This is a genomic window from Denitratimonas organivorans (assembly GCF_037478135.1).
Classification (GTDB): domain Bacteria; phylum Pseudomonadota; class Gammaproteobacteria; order Xanthomonadales; family Xanthomonadaceae; genus Denitratimonas.
Genome location: NZ_JBBHDV010000003.1, coordinates 171658 through 192369 on the forward strand (window position 1 = coordinate 171658; position 20712 = coordinate 192369).

General features: G+C 65.3%; 16 protein-coding genes, 1 tRNA gene and 1 pseudogene. 14 read left to right on the forward strand and 4 right to left on the reverse strand.

Annotated features, from left to right (window positions below; genetic code table 11):
* The first annotated feature begins 50 nt into the window (after positions 1–50).
* Positions 51–2132, forward strand: a complete 2082-nt coding sequence (locus WDB66_RS04645) for a site-specific DNA-methyltransferase (protein WP_339397369.1) — start codon at positions 51–53, stop codon at positions 2130–2132.
* Positions 2133–2136: 4 nt separating this feature from the next.
* The gene (locus tag WDB66_RS04650) at positions 2137–5112 is read left to right on the forward strand and encodes a restriction endonuclease (RefSeq protein ID WP_339397370.1); all 2976 of its coding nucleotides are present in this window, start codon (positions 2137–2139) and stop codon (positions 5110–5112) included.
* 74 nt (positions 5113–5186) lie between these two features.
* On the opposite strand, the gene fdxA is transcribed toward WDB66_RS04650, so the two are convergent.
* Entirely contained in the window at positions 5187–5510 is a 324-nt protein-coding gene (gene fdxA, locus WDB66_RS04655) for a ferredoxin FdxA (RefSeq protein WP_339397371.1), read from the reverse strand.
* A 24-nt stretch (positions 5511–5534) separates the two neighbouring features.
* Positions 5535–5610, reverse strand: a tRNA-Glu gene (locus tag WDB66_RS04660).
* A gap of 86 nt (positions 5611–5696) precedes the next feature.
* Between WDB66_RS04660 and pcnB the strand changes: the two genes are divergently transcribed.
* The 12 genes and pseudogenes from pcnB (at position 5697) to rlmH (ending at position 18257) form a co-directional block, all read left to right on the forward strand.
* Complete coding sequence (gene pcnB, locus WDB66_RS04665; protein WP_339397372.1) at positions 5697–7073, forward strand: polynucleotide adenylyltransferase PcnB; 1377 nt, start codon at positions 5697–5699, stop codon at positions 7071–7073.
* A 10-nt stretch (positions 7074–7083) separates the two neighbouring features.
* Positions 7084–7599, forward strand: a complete 516-nt coding sequence (folK, locus tag WDB66_RS04670; protein WP_339397373.1) for a 2-amino-4-hydroxy-6-hydroxymethyldihydropteridine diphosphokinase — start codon at positions 7084–7086, stop codon at positions 7597–7599.
* Between the two features lies 1 nt (position 7600).
* Positions 7601–8422 (forward strand): 3-methyl-2-oxobutanoate hydroxymethyltransferase, encoded by an 822-nt coding sequence (gene panB, locus WDB66_RS04675; RefSeq protein ID WP_339397374.1) that lies wholly within the window; start codon positions 7601–7603, stop codon positions 8420–8422.
* 4 nt (positions 8423–8426) lie between these two features.
* Positions 8427–9275 (forward strand): pantoate--beta-alanine ligase, encoded by an 849-nt coding sequence (gene panC, locus WDB66_RS04680; protein ID WP_339397375.1) that lies wholly within the window; start codon positions 8427–8429, stop codon positions 9273–9275.
* A 409-nt stretch (positions 9276–9684) separates the two neighbouring features.
* Positions 9685–11208: a glucose-6-phosphate isomerase gene (pgi, locus tag WDB66_RS04685; protein WP_339397376.1), complete on the forward strand. Its 1524-nt coding sequence runs from the start codon at positions 9685–9687 to the stop codon at positions 11206–11208.
* 466 nt (positions 11209–11674) lie between these two features.
* Positions 11675–14392, forward strand: a complete 2718-nt coding sequence (gene leuS / locus WDB66_RS04690; protein WP_339397377.1) for a leucine--tRNA ligase — start codon at positions 11675–11677, stop codon at positions 14390–14392.
* Positions 14393–14408: 16 nt separating this feature from the next.
* Positions 14409–15062, forward strand: coding sequence for a glutathione S-transferase family protein (locus WDB66_RS04695; protein WP_339397378.1), 654 nt, complete (start codon positions 14409–14411; stop codon positions 15060–15062).
* Positions 15059–15568, forward strand: a complete 510-nt coding sequence (locus WDB66_RS04700) for an LPS-assembly lipoprotein LptE (RefSeq protein ID WP_339397379.1) — start codon at positions 15059–15061, stop codon at positions 15566–15568. The genes WDB66_RS04695 and WDB66_RS04700 overlap by 4 nt, the downstream gene beginning before the upstream one ends.
* A gap of 7 nt (positions 15569–15575) precedes the next feature.
* Positions 15576–16595, forward strand: a complete 1020-nt coding sequence (gene holA / locus WDB66_RS04705; protein ID WP_489670816.1) for a DNA polymerase III subunit delta — start codon at positions 15576–15578, stop codon at positions 16593–16595.
* 4 nt (positions 16596–16599) lie between these two features.
* Entirely contained in the window at positions 16600–17238 is a 639-nt protein-coding gene (nadD, locus tag WDB66_RS04710; RefSeq protein ID WP_339397380.1) for a nicotinate-nucleotide adenylyltransferase, read from the forward strand.
* Positions 17239–17352: 114 nt separating this feature from the next.
* Positions 17353–17762: pseudogene (rsfS, locus tag WDB66_RS04715) on the forward strand (ribosome silencing factor).
* 24 nt (positions 17763–17786) lie between these two features.
* A complete protein-coding gene (gene rlmH, locus WDB66_RS04720) occupies positions 17787–18257 on the forward strand; it encodes a 23S rRNA (pseudouridine(1915)-N(3))-methyltransferase RlmH (protein WP_339397381.1) in 471 nt (156 codons plus the stop codon).
* Positions 18258–18309: 52 nt separating this feature from the next.
* On the opposite strand, the gene prfA is transcribed toward rlmH, so the two are convergent.
* Both prfA and hemA read right to left on the reverse strand, forming a co-directional pair.
* Positions 18310–19392, reverse strand: coding sequence for a peptide chain release factor 1 (gene prfA / locus WDB66_RS04725; protein ID WP_339397382.1), 1083 nt, complete (start codon positions 19390–19392; stop codon positions 18310–18312).
* A complete protein-coding gene (gene hemA, locus WDB66_RS04730; protein WP_339397383.1) occupies positions 19352–20677 on the reverse strand; it encodes a glutamyl-tRNA reductase in 1326 nt (441 codons plus the stop codon). The genes prfA and hemA overlap by 41 nt, the downstream gene beginning before the upstream one ends.
* Positions 20678–20712 lie beyond the last annotated feature (35 nt).

The window sequence follows — 20712 nt, forward strand, 5'->3', positions numbered from 1 at the left end:
GATGGCATGTATCGTCCATCCATGACCAAGCTCCTGATTTGCCGAACGCCATGACCAAAGCGCCCCAAGCCAAACCTTTCCTGGGAATGCCCAGCCCTGCCGCGCAGAAACTGGAACTGCTGCGCGAGCTGTTTCCTGCCGCCGTGCAGACCGACGAACACGGCCACATCACCGTCAGCGCTGCGGCCATCCAGCAGGCGCTGGACCCGGCCAACCCGGCCGGTGTGCGGGTGGAGGAGGACGGCTACGAACTGCGCTGGGCCGGCAAGCGCGAGGCCTACCACAGCGCCTTCGTGCCGCCCGAGCGCATCCTGCAGCCGCTGCCCGCTGACAGCAAGGACTGGGACACCACCGGCAACGTGCTGCTCAAGGGCGACAACCTGGATGCGCTGCGCCTGCTGCGGCAGAGCTATTTCGGGCAGGTGAAGCTGATCTACATCGATCCGCCGTACAACACCCAGAGCGACGCCTTCATCTATCGCGACGATTTCAGCGCCCGGCAGACCGACATCCTGAAGGCGCTGGGCTACAGCGCCGACGCGCTGGAATACGTGCAGAACATCTATGGTGCGCGCACCCACAGCGGCTGGCTGAGCTTCATGTATCCGCGCTTGCTGCTGGCGAAGGACCTGCTGACTGACGATGGCGTGATCTTTATCAGCATCGACGACAACGAGCAGGCGCAGTTGAAGCTGCTGTGCGATGAGGTGTTTCAGCCCGAGAACTTCCTGTCGAACCTGATCTGGGAGAAAGGTCGCAAGAACGACGCCAAATTCTTCTCGAACGGGCACGAGTACATGCTGGTGTACGCGAAATCGCAGGCCCATCTGCGCGCCGAGAAAACCGTATGGCGTGAGGAAAAGCCCGGCGCACGCGAAATCTGGGATCGCTATCTGGAACTGCGTGCAAAACATGGCGAAGACGACGCGGCCATCGAGCAGGCGATTCAGGCGTGGTATTCCGCACTACCCAAAGGTCATCCGTCGAAGAAATGGAGCCGCTACAAGCGCATCGACAAGCATGGCCCGTGGCGCGACCGTGACATCTCATGGCCCGGTGGAGGCGGCCCGCGATACGACGTTCTGCATCCCGTCACCGGCTTGCCGTGCAAAGTTCCGGAGCGCGGGTGGATTTACTCGGATTCAGATGAAATGCAGCGCCAGATCAAGCTGGGGCTTGTCGCGTTCCGTGAGGACCACTCCGAACCACCTTTCCGCAAAGCGCACATACGGCCGATTCTTGAAGAATTGGAGCCAGACTCCGACGAGGATGAGCAGGAGCAGGAGCAGGACGAACTGGCCACACAGGTTCGCGGCAGCTATTTCTACAAGCAGTCGCAAGTAGCCGTTCGCGCGCTGCGCGACTTGATGGGCAGCAGCAAGATCTTCAACAACCCGAAAGACACCGACGAGATCGCCAGGCTGATCCGCTACGCCACGCCGCAGGACAAGTCAGCCCTCATCCTCGATTTCTTCGCCGGCTCCGGCACCACCGCCGAAGCGGTGATGCGCCTGAACGCTGAAGATGGTGGTACCCGCACGTTCATCCTCGTGCAATTGCCCGAACCCATCGATCCGAGGAAGCAGAAGGACGCCCATGCCTTCGTGACGGAAACGCTGGACAAGCCGGACGCCACCATCTTCGAAATCACCGCCGAGCGCATCCGTCGCGCCGGCGCCGCACTGGCCGCCGAGCATCCGCAGCTGGACACCGGCTTCCGCGTCTACGAGCTGGTCGAAGACCCGGACGCGCTGGTGCTGTCACGCACGCTGGCCGAGGCCACGCAGGACGATCTCGCCGAGCTGCAGCTGCGCATCGCCACGCCACAGCCCCAACTCATACCGCGGGTACTCGCCAACCTGCTGCTGGCCGAGGGCCTGCCGCTGTCCGCGCAGTTGGAAACGCTGGAGGACGGCGCGCTGTACCGGGCCGATGACGTGCTGTTCTGGCTGCAGCCGCAGCCGGTGGAACGCCTGCGCGATGTACTGCGCGAGGCTAGGGCTGCCGGTCGCCCGATCCATGCAATCAGTGCCTACGCGCCCTGGCTGGCCGACGACAACCTGCTGCTGGGCCTGAAGACGGTTCTGGAAACGCTGGACATGTCCGAAGACAAGCTGCGGCTGCGGGGCTGACGCGATGGCCGCGCAATTCCAGTACCTGCGCCTGCAACACCAGGCCGACGCGGTGGACGCGATCGAGCAGGTGTTTGCCGATGTGCACTTTGCGGCGCCCGTCAATGCGTTCGCCAATCCGGTCTGGAATCCGCTGGATGCGGCGCCGACGCTGCGCGCCAATATCGAGCGATTGCGTGCGGAGCAGCGGATCGAGGCCGGACAGGTGCAGGTGTCATCCACCGGCATGCCAGCACTGCAGCTTGACGTGCTGATGGAAACCGGCACCGGCAAGACCTTCACCTTCATCGAGACGATCCACCGGCTGCACCGCAGATACGGGTTGTCCAAGTTCATCGTGCTGGTGCCCAGCAACGCCATCCGCCAGGGCACGCTGAAAAGTCTGCAAACCACCGCCGCGTTCTTCGCCCGCGAGTATGACAACCAGAAGATCAGCGTGGTGAATTACTCGGACAAGGCGGTGTCCGGTTTCATCCACGGCGCCAACCGCGGTATCCACGTCATGGTGTCCACCTACCAGAGTTTTGCCGGCGACAGTCGCGTGATCCACAGGCGTGGGGTGGAAGCCAACTTGTTCGGCAAGGCACGCAGCTACATGGAAGGTCTGGCACAGCTGCGTCCGGTGCTGATCATCGACGAGCCGCACCGCTTCGAAGGCGCGCGTACACAGGAGTACCTGTCCCACTTCAAGCCTTTGATGACGCTGCGGTTTGGCGCCACTTACAAGCGCGACGAATACATCAACCTGGTCTACACGCTGGACAGCCTGGAGGCGTTCCGCCAGCGATTGGTCAAGGGCATCACCGTGGACACCGTGGGCACCGGCGCGGATATGGCCGAAACCCTCACCTTGACTGCGGTGACCGGCACCGCGAGGGATCGCGGCGCGACGGTGCGCTACCACAAAGCGAATGGCAAGCCGGACACGGTCACACTGCACAAGGGCGGCAACCTGGGCCAAGCCACCGGGCTGGCCTTCCTCGATGGCCATGTAGTGGAAAGGATCACCCGCCGCGAACTGCTGTTCACCAATGGCCTGGCCTTGCCGCTGGAAGTGCCGATCGGCTACGGCATGCTGGCCGAGGAGGTGCAGTCGCAGCTCATTGCGCGCGCGGTATCCAACCATTTTGAACGCGAACCACAGCTGTTCGCGCAGGGTATCAAGGCGCTGACGCTGTTCTTCATCGACGCTGTCCACAAGTACCTGCCCGATGGCGAGCGGCCGGCGACGGTGCGCAAGCTGTTCGAGCAGCACTACCGCAGCCAGCTGGCGGCCATGCTCGGCCGCGACGATCTGGACCCCGCGTATCGCGCCTATCTGGAGCGCAGCACAGGCGATATCGGCCGCGTGCACAAGGGCTACTTCGCCCGTTCGCACAGCGAGAAGGGCGAGGAAGAGGCAATCCGGCTGATCCTAAAGGAAAAGGAATCCCTGCTGTCCTTCGATACCGATCTGCGCTTCGTGTTCTCGATGTGGGCGTTGCAGGAAGGCTGGGACAACCCGAACGTGTTCACCCTGTGCAAACTGGCACCGGGCAACTCCCGCATCAGCAAGCTGCAACAGATCGGACGCGGCCTGCGGCTGGCGGTGAATCAGCAGCTGGAGCGCATCAGCAGTGAAGACCCTGCTTTCGATGCCATCAACGATCTGATCGTGGTGGTGCCGGCAAGTGAAGGCGACTTTGTCCGTGCGATCCAGAGCGAGATCAGCGCCGGCAGCCTGCGGCGCGTGTCCGCGGTCTTCGACGACAAGGTGCTGGCCGACTACAACGTCGCCACCAGCACGCGACAGGCCAACAAGGTGCTGGACGCGTTGGAGGCCATCGGCCTGATCGCACTGGACGACGACAGTGGCCAGGCGACCTTGCTGTGGCAGCGAGCGCAGTATCAGGCGCAGCGCGAGGTGATCGTTGCCGCACTGAAGGGGGTTCCCAACCTGCCGGAGCAGAGTGCGGACAACATGCTCGATTACCTGGACCGCTATTACGAGGGCAGCGGACAGGTCAAGGAGAAGCGCAATTTGGCTCCGCCGATGCTGACGATCAATGCGGAGCGCTTCGAGCATTTCCGCGAGCTCTGGGAAAACATCAATCGCGATGCGGTGCTGCACTACAAGTTGGACAGTGCTGACCTGATCGAAAGCGCGGTGACGATCATCGAGGCCAGCCTCGACGTGAAGCCGCTGGCGGTCAGCGTGAGCCGCAGCCGCGACGTGCAGCGTGTGGAAGGTGTGCGTACCGAGGAAGCCGACTACAGGACGCTTTCCTATTCCGTATTCACCTTGGTGGGGTTCGTGCGCGAACTCGCGAACAGCACGCGTCTGTCGGTACGCACCGTCTCCGAAATCCTGCGCCGCCTGCGCCCGGAGACATTCGCGATGATCCGTCTGAACGAAAACCGGGCACTAGCGCAGTTGCGGGATCTGATCATCCGCGCCGTCCATGCGCTGGTGGTCAACAAAGTGAGCTACGCGCTGCGCGAGATTCGGGTGCAGACTGCGTTGACCGATCGCGAAGGGCGACTTCTCGATACGATCCCGGCGGCGCTGGCCGGCAGCGAAAGCCATGCGATCAACAATCCGGCGGTGCTGGACAAGTCGTTGTACGACACGCCCATGATACCGGTGGATAGCCAGATCGAAAGGACGACTACGGACGAATCTAGCCGGACAGCGATCACGGTATTCGCCAAGTTGCCACGCGTGAAGATCCCAACACCGCTTGGCGAGTACAACCCTGATTTCGGCTACGTACTGAAGGTAGAAGGCAAGCCGAACGCCCTTTTCCTTGTGGTGGAAACCAAGGGGTACGACACCTTCGCGGACGTGCCCGAGCGCGAACGCTGGAAGATCGCGAGTGCGGAAGCGTTCTTCTCTGCGCTGAGAGAACAGCACGGCGTCAAGGTTGATTTCAAGCGCAAGCTCAATGGCGATGCGCTGGGCGCGCTATTGGCGGAGATCGATCCGCAGTTGGGCGCGTGAGCGTGTTCTACACGGGTATCGGTTACGAACTCGGTGCGTAGAACCGCCCGTCCGATGCGGGGCAATCGCCAGCCTCAGCGCTTCAGATGCTTCAGCTTGTCCGGCTTGCCGTCCCATTCGGCCGCGTCGGGCAGCGGGTCCTGGCGGGTGTTGAGCACCGGCCATTCCCTGGAAAGCTCCGCGTTCAGCGCGATGAAGTGCTCCTGGCCGGCCGGCACGTCGTCTTCAGGGAAGATCGCGTTGGCCGGGCACTCGGGCTCGCACAGGGTGCAGTCGATGCATTCATCCGGATCGATGACCAGAAAGTTCGGGCCGGCATGAAAGCAGTCGACAGGGCAGACCTCGACGCAATCCGTGTATTTGCAACGGATGCAGTTCTCGGTGACGACGAAGGGCATCGGGACTCGGTATCCAGGGTGTAGTGGCGCTCCCTACGAGGTTCGAACTCGTGTTCCCGCCTTGAGAGGGCGATGTCCTGGACCACTAGACGAAGGGAGCGCGTTGAGCAGCGTGAAGCCGAACGCGTATTATAGGTGTCACCCTTGCCGCAGGCAATCGGGCTTTTCCTATATCAAGAAGAACACGTGCCTCCGAGCTCACCCACGCTGCGCACCATCACGCGCGATCAGCATTGCATCTCCCGCAAGAACATCAGCCCCAATGCGCTGAGGGTTCTGTATCGACTCAATGAAGCCGGTTTCGGTGCGTATCTGGTGGGCGGCGCGGTGCGCGACCTGCTGCTGGGCGAGCAGCCCAAGGACTACGACGTGGCCACCGATGCCACGCCTGAACAGGTCAAGCAGCTGTTCCGCAATTGCCGCCTGATCGGCCGGCGCTTCCGTCTGGCGCACGTGATGTTCGGCAGCGAGATCATCGAGGTCGCCACCTTCCGCTCCAACAGCGATGACGGCTCGGGCCAGCGTGAGATCGACAACGGCCGGCTGGTGCGCGACAACATCTACGGCAGCATCGAGGAAGACGCGGTGCGGCGTGATTTCACCGCCAACGCCTTGTACTACGCGATCGCCGACTTTTCAGTGCTGGATTACGTCGGCGGCTACGACGACGTGATGGCACGCGTGCTGCGCCTGATCGGCGATCCGGAGCGGCGTTATCGCGAAGACCCGGTGCGGATGCTGCGTGCGGTGCGGCTGGCGGCGAAGCTGGATTTCAGCATCGAGCCGGCCAGCGCCAAACCTGTGCCGGAATTGGCGCCGCTGTTGGGCGAGGCGTCCAATGCGCGCTTGTTCGATGAATCGCTGAAGCTGTTCCTGGCCGGGCATGGGGCGCGTGGATTCGAACTGCTGGAGCACTACCGGCTGCTGCCGGCACTGCTGCCCGATACCGCTGCGGCGCTGGAGCTGGATGCCAGCGGCCTGTGCCGCGAGCTGGTGATGAAGGCGTTGCGCAACAGTGATGCGCGTATTGCTGAAGATCGCAGCGTGACGCCGGCCTTCCTGTTCGCCGCGCTGTTGTGGCCTGCCTATGCGCAGGATCTGCAAACGCTGTTGCAGCAGGGTCACGATCTGGCCGTGGCCGAGCAGCGCGCCGCCGATCGGGTAACGCTGCGCCAGACCAGCCGCATCGCGATTCCACGCCGTTTCAGTCAGCCGATGCATGAGATCTGGTGGATGCAGTCGCGCTTTTCCCAGCGCCAGCAACGCAAGCGTGTGTTCCGGCTGCTTGCGCATCCGCGCTTCCGCGCCGCCTTCGACTTCCTTGAACTGCGCGCCAGCGCCGTGCCGGAATTGCAGGAGGAATACCTGTGGTGGCAGCGGGCGCAGGGCATGACGCCGGATGAGTTGGCCGCGAGCCTGCCGGGCAAGACGCCAGCCCGTCGCCAGCCCAAGGCAACGGAAAAAATCACGGCTGCCGATGCCCAGGAAGGAAGCGGGGAAGCGGCAACGCGGTCGCCACGCCGGCGTCGCCGTTCACGCAAACCGGCCGTGCCGGCTGAATGAGTCCGATCGCATGAGTCCGGCCGCCACATCGGCCTGGATCGGGCTGGGCAGCAATCTGGCGGATCCCCGGCGCCAGTTGGATCAGGCGCTGCGCACTTTGGCCGCCGAGCCGGGCATCACGTTGCAGCGGGTGTCTTCGTATTACCGCACCGCGCCCTGGGGCGTGACCGAGCAGCCGCACTTCGTGAACGCGGTGGCGCAGTTGCACACCACGCTTTCGCCGCAGGCCTTGCTGGACGTGCTGCTACGCATCGAACAACAGGCCGGGCGCGAGCGCTGCGAACGCTGGGGCCCGCGCGTGCTGGATCTGGATCTGCTGCTGTTCGGTGAAACCTGCTGCGACACGGCACAATTGCAGCTTCCACACCCGCGCATGCATGAGCGTGCGTTCGTGCTGGTGCCGCTGGCCGAGCTTGAGCCCGGGCTGGAACTGGGTCGCCATGGCACGGTCGGCGGACTACTGGCGCGCATCGGGCGGCAGGGTGTTGAAGTCCTGCCGGAAGCGCCTCTTTCAGGAGAACCATGACATGACCACAGAACCCGCGCGCACGCCCCCGGTGACGGTGCCGGCGTTGTGCCAGATGAAGGCCGAGGGCCGCCGCATTTCGATGCTGACCTGCTATGACGCCAGCTTCGCGATCACGATGGACCGCGCCGGCGTGGATACCGTGCTGATCGGTGACTCGCTGGGCATGGTGGTGCAGGGCCACGACAGCACCCTGCCGGTGACGCTGGACGACGTGGTCTACCACAGCCGCAACGTCGCACGCGGATTGCAGCGCGCGCTGCTGATCGCCGACCTGCCGTTCCTGACCTATGCCACGCCCGAGCGGGCGCTGGATGCCGCGCGCCGGCTGATGGCCGAAGGTGGCGCGGCGATGGTCAAGCTGGAAGGCGCCGGACCGATGCTGGAGACGATCCGCTTCCTGTCCGAACGCGATGTGCCGGTCTGCGCCCATCTCGGCCTGACCCCGCAATCGGTGATGAAGCTGGGCGGCTACAAGGTGCAGGGGCGCGAGGCGGTGGCCGCGCAGCGCTTGCGCAGCGACGCGCTGGCGGTGCAGGAAGCCGGTGCCGACCTGCTCGTGCTCGAATGCGTGCCGCGCGCGCTGGCCGGTGAAATCACCGCCGCGCTGGACATCCCGACCATCGGCATCGGTGCCGGTGCCGACTGCAGCGGTCAGGTGCTGGTGATGCATGACATGCTGGGCCTGCGCGGGCGGCATCGCACGCCGCGTTTCGTCAAGGATTTCCTGGCCGGCGCCGGCAGCATCCAGGACGCATTCGCGGCCTTTGTCGCAGCCGTGGCCGATGGCAGTTTCCCGGCGCCTGAACACGGTTTCGATTGACGCCATGCAGCAGTTCGACAAGATAGAGGCGCTGCGGGAGCAGGTCGCCGCCTGGCGCGCTGCCGGCGAACGTATCGCGTTCGTGCCGACGATGGGCAATCTGCACGCCGGTCATTTCGCATTGGTGGAACTGGCGCGGCGCCATGCGCAGCGCGTGGTGACCAGCGTTTTCGTCAATCCCACACAGTTCGGCCCGAACGAGGACTTTTCCCGCTATCCACGCACTCCGGAAGCCGATGCGCGCGGGCTGGTGGTGGCGGGCTGCGATCTGCTGTTCCTGCCCACGGTGGAGCAGATGTATCCGTTCGGTGCCGGGCACTGCGTGCAGGTGCGGGTGCCGGGTCTGACCGCCGAGCTGGATGGCGCCGCGCGGCCGGGGCATTTCGATGGCGTGGCCACGGTGGTGTTGCGCCTGTTCAACATGGTGGAGCCGGATGTGGCGGTGTTCGGGCGCAAGGATTTCCAGCAGTTGCGCGTGATCCAGTACATGGTGCGCGAACTGTCGTTGCCGATCACGATCCTGCCGGCCGCGATCCAGCGCGAAGCTGACGGGCTGGCGCTGAGTTCGCGCAACCAGTATCTGTCGGCGGAAGAGCGTGCGATCGCACCGCAGATTCACCGCACCCTGCTGGCGATGCGCTCGGCCTGGCAGCAGGGCCAGCCACTGTCAGCCATCGAGCAGGATGCGGTTGCGCATCTGGATGAGGCCGGTTTCGATGTGGACTACGCGCAACTGCGCCGCAGCCAGGATCTTGCGACGCCGCAGCAAGGCGAACGCGATGGACTGGTGGCGCTGATCGCGGCCCGGCTGGGACGCACGCGGCTGATCGACAATCTGGAATTCGATGCCTGATTGGGGCGACCCCGAAGAGCCGGCAGGGCAGGTGTAGCTTTTCCGCAAACGCTGTGGTAGATTGGCCACGCCTTCCGGATCAGTGCAGCGATCCGCGCACCACTGGAAGGTAATGCAGGGCGCATTTTTGGGTAATCGTCACTCCGTTAACACCCCGTCGGATACTTCCCGACGGGGTTTTTTTTGCCTGCATGATTCGTGTTTTTGGTGAAATATCCATTGGAATCAGTGGTTTGATTGGTTTCCTCCGTGTTGTCACAGCGCCCGTCCGGGCGTTTGTTAGCATGGAAGAGCGTTCAGCTCAGCAGGCTGTTGTCTTTTCGCCACACAACGGAGCCGTCATGTCCTTCCCCAAGCGCCCATTTCCGCATCCCGCCGCTTCCTGCTGGTCCGGCGCGGAGTTCTGAGCATGCGCAGTGAAGACTGGCTGGAACGCCTGACCCCGCACGCGGCCCGCATGGCCGATGCCGATATCGCCGAGCTGAACCGTCTTGATCCTGCCCGCTTGGAGACCGCCACGCTCCAGGTCGGCCCGATCCATGCCTGTTTTGCACGCCAGCGGGTCGATGCCGCAGCAGCGGCGGCGTTGCTGGAAACCGCAGCATCACGTGGCGTGGAAGGCGCGATTGCCGCGCTGTTCGATGGCGAGCCAGTGAACCGCTCGGAAAACCGCCCGGCCCTGCACACCGCGCTGCGCTCGGATCTGGGGGCGGGCGCGGCGGCGAAGGCCGCGTACCAGCAGGCGTTGCAAACGCGTCGGCAGATGGGTGCGCTGCTGGAGAAACTGGAGGCCTCGCAGGTCACCGACATCGTCAATATCGGCATCGGCGGTTCGGATCTCGGCCCACGGCTGGCGCTGGATGCCCTGCGCGAACGGGATCCGGGCCGCTTCCGCGTGCATTTCCTCAGCACCGCCGACGGCAGTGCGGTGGCGCATGTGCTGCGCGGGCTGGATCCGGCGCGCACTGCCGCCGTGCTGGTGTCCAAGAGCTTCGGCACGCAGGAAACCCTGCTCAACGGAAGCGTATTGCGCGATTGGCTTGGCAGCGGGACGCGTTTGTACGCGGTTACCGCCAACACCGCGCGTGCAGTGGAGTTCGGGGTTGATCCGGCGCATGTGCTGCCACTGTGGGACTGGGTCGGCGGGCGCTATTCGCTGTGGTCGGCGGTCGGCTTTTCAGTGGCGGCGGCGTTGGGCATGGAGCGTTTCGAACAGCTGCTGGCCGGTGCGGCGATGATGGACGCACATGTGCGCCAGACCCCGGCGGCCCGGAATCTGGCGATCCGCCACGGCCTGCTCGCGGTCTGGAACCGGGATGCGATGGGTTACGCCACCCACGCGGTATTGCCCTACGACGAGCGTCTGGCCCGCCTTCCCGATTATCTGCAGCAACTGGTGATGGAAAGTCTGGGCAAGTCCGCCACGCAGGACGGGCGGGCGCTTGCGTGCAGCACCAGCCCGGTGATCTGGGGCGGCGCCGGAACCGATGTGCAGCATTCCTTCTTCCAGGCCCTGCATCAGGGTACCGACACCGTACCGATGGACTTCATCGGCGTGGTGCGTGCTTCCAATGCCTATCCGGAACAGCGCCAGGCGCTGCTGTCGAACCTGCTGGCACAGGCCGAGGTGCTGGCCAACGGCGCGCGCAGTGACGATCTGCAGAAGAGCTATCCGGGCAATCGTCCCTCGACCATGCTGCTGCTGGACGAACTCACGCCCGAGGCGCTGGGCGCGCTGCTGGCGCTGTACGAACACAGCGTCTACGTGCAGGCCACGGTCTGGGGCATCAATCCCTTCGACCAATGGGGCGTGGAACTGGGCAAAACCCTGGCCACCGGCCTGATGCAGGCCTTGGCCGACCCGCAAAAATCCGCCGCCGACCCGGTCACACGCGCATTGATCGAACGTATCCATGCCGTGCGGCGGGGGTGAGTTTGTCTGTGGCTTCACGGCCACCGGCCCTTGGGTCCCGCTTCGCTCAACGCCAACCTGCAGGAATCAGCAAGACCTGCTTTCGTGGAAGCGGGCTTGCCCGCGATGTGATGCATGAAGATCGTGGGCAAGTCCCATCGCGGCCAGGGCGCGCCGTCGGATCAAGCGCCACAGATGCGAACTGCTTTTCAGCAGCCGAAGGTTGGTTGCTCGACATCGAGGTGTCGGATCCGCCGCTTCGCGGCTTGATCCGACCTACGCCTGCTCCAATGGACCACGGGGGGCAAGTGAAGATCCGGCCTGCGCCATCCCTTCAGTCACCTTGGTTTTCCTTCAGTTGAAGCAGGTCAGTGATGCGCGAAATCGTCTGTGCGGACGTGATCTTTGCCCCGTCCCAAAGTCATCCCGATTGAGCTGAATCACGCCGCTGCGGTACGCTGGCGCATTGCCATTGCCGCTCCCAGTCATGCACGAAACCTACGATCCGAAGGCGGTTGAAGCCGCCGCGCAGCAGTTCTGGTCCGATACCCGCGCCTTCGAGGTCACCGAGGATGATGGCCGGGAGAAGTTCTATTGCCTGTCGATGTTCATGTACCCCAGCGGCTCGATGCACATGGGGCATGTGCGCAACTACACGATCGGCGATGTGATCAGCCGCTACCAGCGCATGCTCGGCAAGAACGTGCTGCAGCCGATGGGCTGGGATGCCTTCGGTCTGCCGGCCGAGAACGCGGCGATCAGGAACAACATCCCGCCGGCGCGCTGGACCTACGACAACATCGACCACATGCGCGGCCAGCTCAAGCGCCTGGGTTTCGTCTACGACTGGTCGCGCGAGGTCACCACCTGCACGCCGGAGTACTACGTGCACGAGCAGCGCATGTTCGTGCGCCTGATGAAGAAGGGTCTGGCGTACCGCAAGAATTCGGTGGTGAACTGGGATCCGGTCGACCAGACCGTGCTGGCCAACGAACAGGTCATCGACGGGCGCGGCTGGCGTTCCGGCGCGCTGGTGGAAAAGCGCGAGATTCCGCAGTGGTTCCTGAAGATCACCGATTACGCGCAGGAACTGCTGGACGGGCTGGACACGCTGCCGGGCTGGCCGGATTCGGTCAAGACCATGCAGCGCAACTGGATCGGGCGTTCCGAAGGGCTGGAAATCGCCTTCAAGCTGGAAGATTCGGACGAGGAAATCCGGGTCTACACCACGCGCCCGGATACCTTGATGGGGGTCAGCTTCCTGTCCGTCGCGGCTGAACATCCGGTCGCGCTGGCGGCCGCCGAAGGCTATGACGAGCTGCGCTATTTCATTGGCGAATGCCGCCAGGGCGGCACCACCGCGGCTGATCTGGAAACCCAGGACAAGCGCGGCGTCTTCACCGGGCGCTACGCGATCCATCCGGTCAGCGGCGAACGCATTCCGGTCTGGGCCGCGAACTTCGTGCTGATGGGCTACGGCACCGGCGCGGTGATGGCGGTGCCAGGCCACGACGAACGCGATTGGGAATTCGCGCACAAGTACGACCTGCCGATCAAGATGGTGGTGGTCAGTCCGGCGGTGGCCGAAGCGATTGCCGAAGTGCAGCGCGATGTGGCGCGCAATGATGATCCGATGGAGGCTGCGCTGGGTGAATCGGCGCCGGTCGATGTCTACAGCACCGATGAGGCGGTGCGCGTGATCGAGGGTTTCGAACGCTCGATCCAGGAGCAGGGCGCCTATACCGAGCACGGCATCCTGGTGAATTCCGGCGAGTACGACGGCATGGATTTCACCGCCGCGTTCGCCGCGCTGGCCGAGCGCTTCGAGCAGGAAGGAAAGGGTGCGAAGCGGGTCAATTTCCGCCTGCGCGACTGGGGCGTCAGCCGCCAGCGCTACTGGGGTTGCCCGATCCCGGTGATCTATTGCGAAAAATGTGGCGCGTTGCCGGTGCCCGAAGACCAGTTGCCGGTGGTGCTGCCCGAGGACGTGGCGTTTTCCGGCGTGCTGTCGCCGATCAAGGCCGATCCGCAATGGCGCAAGACCACCTGCCCGGGTTGCGGCGGTGCGGCCGAGCGCGAGACCGACACCTTCGACACCTTCATGGAGTCCAGTTGGTACCACGCGCGCTACACCAGTCCGGGCGCCAGCGACATCCTCGATGCGCGCGCCAACCACTGGTTGCCGGTGGACCAGTACATCGGCGGCATCGAGCATGCGATCCTGCACCTGCTGTATTTCCGCTTCTATCACAAGCTGTTGCGCGACACCGGCTTTGTGCAGAGCGACGAGCCGGCGCTGAACCTGCTGTGCCAGGGCATGGTGGTGGCCGAGACCTTCTACCGGGTCAATCCGGATGGTTCCAAGGACTGGTTCAACCCGTCCGAGGTGGTGGTCGAGCGCGACGAACGTGGCCGCATCTCGGGCGCCACGCTGATCGCCGATGGCAAGCCGGTGGCGGTCGGCGGCGTGGAGAAGATGTCCAAGTCGCGCAACAACGGCGTGGATCCGCAATCGATGATCGAGAAGTACGGTGCCGATACGGTGCGGCTGTTCTCGATGTTCGCGGCGCCGCCGGAACTGTCGCTGGAATGGAACGAGGCCGGGGTGGAGGGCATGAGCCGCTTCCTGCGCCGGCTCTGGGCCCAGGTGCACCGTCATGCCGCGCAGGGTGCGGTCGGTGCGCTGGATCTTTCCGCGCTGACCCCTGCGCAGAAGACCTTGCGCCGCCAGTTGCACGAAACCATCCAGAAGGTCAGCGACGACTACGGCCGCCGCCTGGCCTTCAACACCGCGATCGCGGCGGTGATGGAATTCCTCAATGCGCTGGGCAAGTTCGACGACGATTCGGCCAATGGCCGCGCGTTGCGACACGAGGCACTGCGCTGCGTGCTGCTGTTGCTCAACCCGATCACCCCACATGCCGCGCACGCGTTGTGGCAGGTGCTGGGGCAGGGCGAAACCCTGCTTGAGGACCAGCCTTTCCCGAAGGTCGATCCGGACGCGCTGCAGCGCGACACGCAGACCGTGGCGGTGCAGGTCAACGGCAAGCTGCGCGCCACGATCGAGCTGGCCGTCGGCACCTCGCGCGAGGACGCCGAAGCCGCCGCGCTGGCCGAACCGGCAGTGGCGTCGTATCTGGAAGGCAAGGCCGTGGCCAAGGTGATCGTAGTGCCGGGCAAGATCGTCAACATCGTGGCCAAGTGAACGGAGCGCGCGCCGGATGAACGTGTTGCCCAGGGATGAAACCGCCGTGCTGTACGCCTCGCCGCTGTCCGGCTACGCCTACAAGGCGGCGCTGCTGCTGCGCCTGCTCGGCATGCCGTACCAGTTGCGGCTGGTCGATCTTTCCCTCCCGCGCGAGCAGCGCCCGGCCGAGTTCCGCGCGCTGGCGCGTTTTGGCGAAGTGCCGGTGCTGCTCATCGATGGCCAGGCGATCTGCCAATCCAACGTTATCTGCGAATACCTTTCGCGCCGCCAGAGTGCCTTGCAGGAAGGCGATGAAAGCCAGCGCCTTGCGGTGCGTGAATGGCTGTACTGGGAAGCCGAACGCATCGGCCTGAACCTGGCCCATTTCTGCGCTGCCCGTCAGTTCAGCAGCCATCCGCCGGCCGTTGCCGATTGGTACCAGGCGCGCGCCGGCAAGGATCTGGAGCATCTGGCCGGGGTGCTGGCGCGGCGCCCGTTTCTGGTCGGGGAACACGCCACCATCGCCGATATCGCCTGCCACGCCTGGCTGCCCTATGCGCAGGCGCTGGGCCTGTTCACCCAACTGCCGGCGCCGCTGCAGGAATGGACATCGCGCATCACCGCGCTGCCCGGTTACGCTTCGCCGGCACAGGTGTTTGCCGAAACCGCAACCGGAGCACAGGCATGACGATGTCACGCGGGATTCTTCGCAACGCGCTGGCGGCGCTGCTGCTTATGCTCTTGGTCGCCTGCGGCTTCCAGCTGCGCGGTGAGGTGGAGCTGCCGCCGGAACTGTCGAGCGTGACGGTCAAGGTGGCCGACGCCTATTCGCCGTTGAAGCGCAATCTGGAGGACGCGCTGGCACGTGCCGGGGCGCGTGCGCAGGCAGCGCAGGGCCCGGTCGCGGTGCTGGATATCTCGCGCAACCGGATGAGCCGCTGGCCGCTGTCGGTCGGGCGTACCGGCCGCGTGCAGGAGTTCAGCATGCGCTACGAGGTCACGATGCAGTTGACCGATGCCGACGGCGAGATCGTCGTGCCGAAGCAGGACATCCAGCTGGAGCGTGCCTACCAGTTCGAAACCCTGCAGGCGCAGGGCACGCCGGGCGAAGAAGAAGTGGTGCGGGCCGAGCTGGAGCGCGACATGACCCAGGCCATCCTGCGCCGCATCAGCGCCGCCGTCGCCACGCCGTGAGTCTCCGGTGGCGCTGACCCAGGCACAACTTGAACAGCGGCTGGCGCGCGATCCGCTGCCGCCGGTGCTGCTGCTGGCCAGCGCCGAGCCGTTGCTGCTGCTGGAGACTTCCGACGCGGTGCGCCAGCGCGCGCGCGAACAGGGTTATGCCGAACGCACCGTGTTCGAGATCGATAACAGCTTCGACTGGAGTGAGCTGACCGCCAGCCTCGCCAGTCTGTCGCTGTTCTCCTCGCGCCGGCTGATCGAAGTGCGTCTGCCGACCGGCAGGCCGGGCAAGCAGGGCGGCGAAAAGCTGGCCGCCTTCGCGCAGGATCCGGCGCCGGATACCGTGCTGCTGGTGCAGGCCGCGCAGTGGAGCCGGGCGCATGAAGTGGCCTGGGTCAAGGCGGTGGACCGGGACGGCTGGTTTGTGCCGATGTGGCCGCTGAAACCGAATGACATGCCGGGCTGGATCGGCCGGCGCCTGGCCGCGCGCGGCCTGCGTGCCGACAGTCAGGCCACCGCGCTGCTGGCCGAACGGATCGAAGGCAACCTGCTGGCCGCCGCGCAGGAGATCGACAAGCTGGCCCTGCTGTGTCCGGGCGCCACGCTGGACGCTGCCACGATGCAGGCGATGGTGGCCGACAGCGCACGCTATGACGTGTTTGGTCTGGTCGAGGCGGCGCTGGCCGGCGATGCCACCCACGCCCTGCGCATCCTGGCCGGGCTGCGTGGCGAGGGCACGCAGGTGCCGGCGTTGGTGCCGTGGATGTCTTCGCAATTGATGATCCTGGTGAAACTGGCCACCACCCAGGCGCGCGGTGGCAATCTGGCGCAGGCGATGCAGAAGGCCGGCCTGTGGCAAAGCAAGGAAGCCGCCTTCAAGCGTGCGCTGGGGCGCGGCCGGCTGCCGGATTTCGAGCGCCTGCTGGCCGCCTGTGCGCGCGTCGAGCGCATTTCCAAGGGCCGCGGCGAGGGCGATGCCTGGGTGGAGATGGAGCGCTTGGTCGCCGGCATCGCCGCACCACGCGCATTGCGGGACTGAGCGCGTGGCGCTGTACGCGATCTACGGCGGTGCGTTCGATCCGGTGCATTGCGGTCATCTGGCCGTGGCCTGCCACGCGCGCGATGTGCTGGATGCGGACATCGCATTGGTGCCAACCGGCGACCCGCGCCACCGCGCACCGGCACATGCCAATGCTGCGCAGCGGGTGGCGATGCTGGATCTGGCAATCGCGCACCAGCCGCGGTTGCGCATCGACACGCGCGAACTGCAACGCAACGGTCCCAGTTTCACCGTTGACACCTTGGCCGAGCTGCGTGTCGAGCGCGGCCCGCAGGCGCCGCTGGCGATGATCGTCGGTGCCGATGCGTTTGCCGGATTGCCGGGCTGGCAGCGCTGGCGCGAACTGTTCGGGCTGGCGCATATCGTGGTCGCCAGCCGGCCACACCCGGCGCCAAGGCCGGCAACGCTGGAGGCCGAAATAGCCGGGCGCCAGTGCCGCGAGCCGGCGCGCCTGCACCAACAGCCGGCCGGGCTGGTGTTAGAACTGGCGCCCGGTGACTGGCCGCAATCTTCCAGCGATGTGCGGCAGCGTCGTGCCGATGGTCTGACGCTGGCGGGCTGGGTGCCCGATGCGGTGGCCGACTACATCGCCAGGCACGGGCTTTACCGTCGTGAGAGCTGAATACGAGCCGCACCCGGCAGCCATATCGTCCGGCTGGCAGTGGCCCGGATGGGCGATATACTGGGGATACCGCCCGCCGTGGCCAGTCTGAACATCCAAGGTCGATCCGTTTGAATCCGAAGCCCATCGCCGCCAAATCCGCCGCCGAGCCCTCCGACCGCCTGCTGCGCGAAATCCGGGACGCCCTGGAAAATCTCAAGGCGCTCGATATCCAGATGCTGGACGTGCACGACAAGACCAGTGTCACCGACTGGATGGTGATCGCCTCGGGTACTTCGACCCGCCACGTCAAATCCATTGCCGATGAAGTCCAGCGCCGCGTGCGACTGGCCGGCCTGCCGGTGATCGGCACCGAGGGCGAGAAGGAAGCGGAATGGGTGCTGGTGGATCTGGCCGACGCCGTGGTCCACATCATGCTGCCGCGCGTGCGTGACCTCTACATGCTTGAACGCCTCTGGGGCGATGGCCAGCAGAGCGCTGCGCCGGGCGATGACGGCGAGCATGGCCATTCGCTGCCGGCCTGAGCCACTGCGGGCCGGAATGTCGGCATGAAGGCACGTCTGATCGCGGTTGGCGAAGGTGCGCCGGGCTGGGTCGCCGAGGGTTTCGCCGAATACCGCAAGCGTCTTTCACACTGGCTGCCACTGGATCTGGTGGAAGTGGCGCCCGGGTTGCGCGGCAAGGGCCGCGATCCGCAGCGTGCGATGCAGGAGGAAGGTGCCCGGGTACTGGCCGCAGTGCCGCGCGGTGCGCGCATCGTGATGCTGGACGGGGATGGCAGCGCGCACAGTTCGGAACAGCTGGCGGCCAGACTGGAACGCTGGCGTGCCAACGGTCAGGACCTGGCCTTCCTGATCGGCGGACCGGAAGGCCATGCCGCGCAGGTGCGTGACGCCGCCGACGAATCCTGGGCGCTGGGCCCGGCCACGCTACCGCATATGCTGGTGCGCCTGATTGTGGCCGAACAGCTGTATCGCGCCGCCAGCATCCTGGCCAACCATCCGTATCACCGCGCCTGATCGCCTGATCGCGGCGGAAGCGCTGCAACTCAGGTGATTGTTGCGGCCCGAATCAGGCCGCCGCGCCGGCCAGTCGCAGTTCGTCGGCCTGGTGTTCGCGGCGCAGGGTGTCGATCAGTTCGGACAGGTCGCCGGCGAGGATTTCCGGCAGGCGGTACAGCGTCAGATTGATGCGGTGGTCGGTGATGCGGCCCTGCGGGAAGTTGTAGGTGCGGATGCGCTGGCTGCGGTCGCCGGAACCGACCTGCAGGCGGCGCGATTCGGCCTGCGCTGCGGTCTGTTTGCTGCGCTCCTCGTCCAGCAGTCGCGCTTTCAGCAGCGACAGTGCACGGGCGCGGTTCTTGTGCTGGCTGCGCTCGTCCTGGCATTCGACCACGATGCCGCTGGGCAGGTGGGTGATGCGGATTGCCGAGTCGGTCTTGTTGACGTGCTGGCCACCGGCACCGGAGGCACGGAAGGTGTCGACCTTCAGGTCCGCATCACGCAGCTGGATGTCGTCGATCTCGTCCATTTCCGGCAGGATCGCCACGGTCGCGGCCGAAGTGTGGATGCGGCCCTGAGATTCGGTCTCCGGCACGCGCTGCACGCGGTGGGTGCCGGACTCGAATTTCAGCTGTGCATAGGCGCCCTGGCCTTCGATGCGTGCGACGATTTCCTTGTAGCCGCCGTGTTCGCCCGGGTTGGTGCTGAGGATTTCGACCTGCCAGCGGCGGGTTTCGGCGTAGCGTGCGTACATGCGGAACAGGTCGCCGGCGAAGATCGCGGCTTCGTCGCCACCGGCACCGGCACGGATTTCCAGGAACAGGTTGGCATCGTCGCGTGGATCGCGCGGCAGCAGCAACAGGTTCAGTTCGGTGTCCAGTTCTTCCAGTCGGGCGCTCTGCTGGGCGATTTCCTCCTCGGCCAAGTCGCGCAGTTCCGGATCGGCACGCATCGCCTGCGCCGCGATCAGCGCGGCGTGGGCGGCGTCGTATTCGTGCAGGCCGGCGACCACGTCATCCAGTTGCGCGTATTCGCGCGACAGCTCGCGGAAACGTTTCTGGTCGTTGCTGATGGAAGGTTCGGCCAGCAGGCGGCCGACCTCTTCATGGCGTTCAGCCAGTGCGTCGAGCTTGCGGCGGATGCTGGGCGTCATCGGAGTCCGGGTTGGCGTCGGTGGAAGCGGCGCGGTCGCTGCTGTCGAATAACCGCGCGGCGGCGTGCAGCAGTTCGCGGTCGCCCTGCTGTGCGGCCTGGCGCAGCGCGACGCTGGGTGCGTGCAACAGCTTGTTGGTCAGGGTGTGGGCCAGGTATTCGAGCGCCTGCTGCGGGCTGCGGCCCTGGGCCAGCATCTCGCCGGCGCGTGCCAGCACCGCATCGCGGATGGTTTCGCCGGATTGGCGCAGCTGCTTGAGCGTGTCCTGCTCGCCGGAGGCGCGCCACCACGACAGGTAGTGTTCCACCTGCAATTCGATGATGGCTTCGGCCTGTTCAGCGGCTTCGCGGCGCGAGCGGCGGTTTTCGTCGATGACCTGTTCCAGATCGTCGACGCTGTAGAGGAAGACGTCGTCCAGTTCCGAAATGGCCGGTTCGATATCACGCGGGACCGCCAGATCGAGCAGGAACATCGGGCGGTGACGGCGCTGGCGCAGCGCCTGCTTCACTGCTTCGCGGCGCAGGATCGGTTCGCGGCTGGCGGTGGCCGACAGCACGATGTCGGCTTCGGCCAGATGACGCTCCAGGTCGTCCAGCGGCAATGCCACGCCGCCGAAGCGCGAGGCCAGCGCCTGCGCGTGTTCCAGGGTGCGGTTGGCGACCAGCAGGCGCTTGACCTTGTGGTCGGCCAGATGGCGCGCGGCCAGTTCGATCGTGTCGCCGGCGCCGATCAGCAGCACCGTGGCCTGGTCCAGCGCGGAAAACACGCGCTGCGCCAGCCGCACCGCAGCGAACGCCACCGACACCGGATGCGCGCCGATGCGGGTATCGGTACGGGCGCGCTTGGCAACCGCAAAGGTCTGCTGGAACAGGCGGTCCAGCGGGGTTTTCAGCGCGCCACTGGCGCGTGCGGCCTGCCAGGCCTCCTTGACCTGTCCCAGGATCTGCGGCTCGCCCAGCACCATCGAATCCAGCCCGGTGGCGACACGGAACAGGTGCCGCACGGCTTCACCGTCGCGGTGGCGATAGAGGTAGGTGTCGAGCTGGTCCGGGCGCAGTTGGCCGAATTGCGCCAGCCAGTGTTCGGGCAGGTGCTCGGCACCGGCTTCCACCCGGCAATAGATCTCGGTGCGGTTGCAGGTGGACAGCACCGCCGCTTCCACCACGCCTTGCTGCTTGGTGAGGTCGCCCAGCACGTCGCTGAGCGCGCTCGGCGTGATCGCGAGCTTTTCACGCAGCGATACCGGAGCGGTCTGGTGGTTCAGGCCAAGGGCGAGCAGGGTCATGGAATGCTTGGGTTAAACTTCCGTGCAGATATCTG

What these genes read in the sequence shown, in the direction of transcription:
- WDB66_RS04645 (WP_339397369.1), top strand. Translation starts at nt 51, where the DNA reads ATGACCAAAGCGCCCCAAGCCAAACCTTTCCTGGGAATGCCCAGCCCT.
- WDB66_RS04650 (WP_339397370.1), top strand. Translation starts at nt 2,137, where the DNA reads ATGGCCGCGCAATTCCAGTACCTGCGCCTGCAACACCAGGCCGACGCG.
- fdxA (WP_339397371.1), bottom strand. Translation starts at nt 5,510, where the DNA reads ATGCCCTTCGTCGTCACCGAGAACTGCATCCGTTGCAAATACACGGAT.
- folK (WP_339397373.1), top strand. Translation starts at nt 7,084, where the DNA reads ATGAGTCCGGCCGCCACATCGGCCTGGATCGGGCTGGGCAGCAATCTG.
- panB (WP_339397374.1), top strand. Translation starts at nt 7,601, where the DNA reads ATGACCACAGAACCCGCGCGCACGCCCCCGGTGACGGTGCCGGCGTTG.
- panC (WP_339397375.1), top strand. Translation starts at nt 8,427, where the DNA reads ATGCAGCAGTTCGACAAGATAGAGGCGCTGCGGGAGCAGGTCGCCGCC.
- pgi (WP_339397376.1), top strand. Translation starts at nt 9,685, where the DNA reads ATGCGCAGTGAAGACTGGCTGGAACGCCTGACCCCGCACGCGGCCCGC.
- leuS (WP_339397377.1), top strand. Translation starts at nt 11,675, where the DNA reads ATGCACGAAACCTACGATCCGAAGGCGGTTGAAGCCGCCGCGCAGCAG.
- WDB66_RS04695 (WP_339397378.1), top strand. Translation starts at nt 14,409, where the DNA reads ATGAACGTGTTGCCCAGGGATGAAACCGCCGTGCTGTACGCCTCGCCG.
- WDB66_RS04700 (WP_339397379.1), top strand. Translation starts at nt 15,059, where the DNA reads ATGACGATGTCACGCGGGATTCTTCGCAACGCGCTGGCGGCGCTGCTG.
- rlmH (WP_339397381.1), top strand. Translation starts at nt 17,787, where the DNA reads ATGAAGGCACGTCTGATCGCGGTTGGCGAAGGTGCGCCGGGCTGGGTC.
- prfA (WP_339397382.1), bottom strand. Translation starts at nt 19,392, where the DNA reads ATGACGCCCAGCATCCGCCGCAAGCTCGACGCACTGGCTGAACGCCAT.
- hemA (WP_339397383.1), bottom strand. Translation starts at nt 20,677, where the DNA reads ATGACCCTGCTCGCCCTTGGCCTGAACCACCAGACCGCTCCGGTATCG.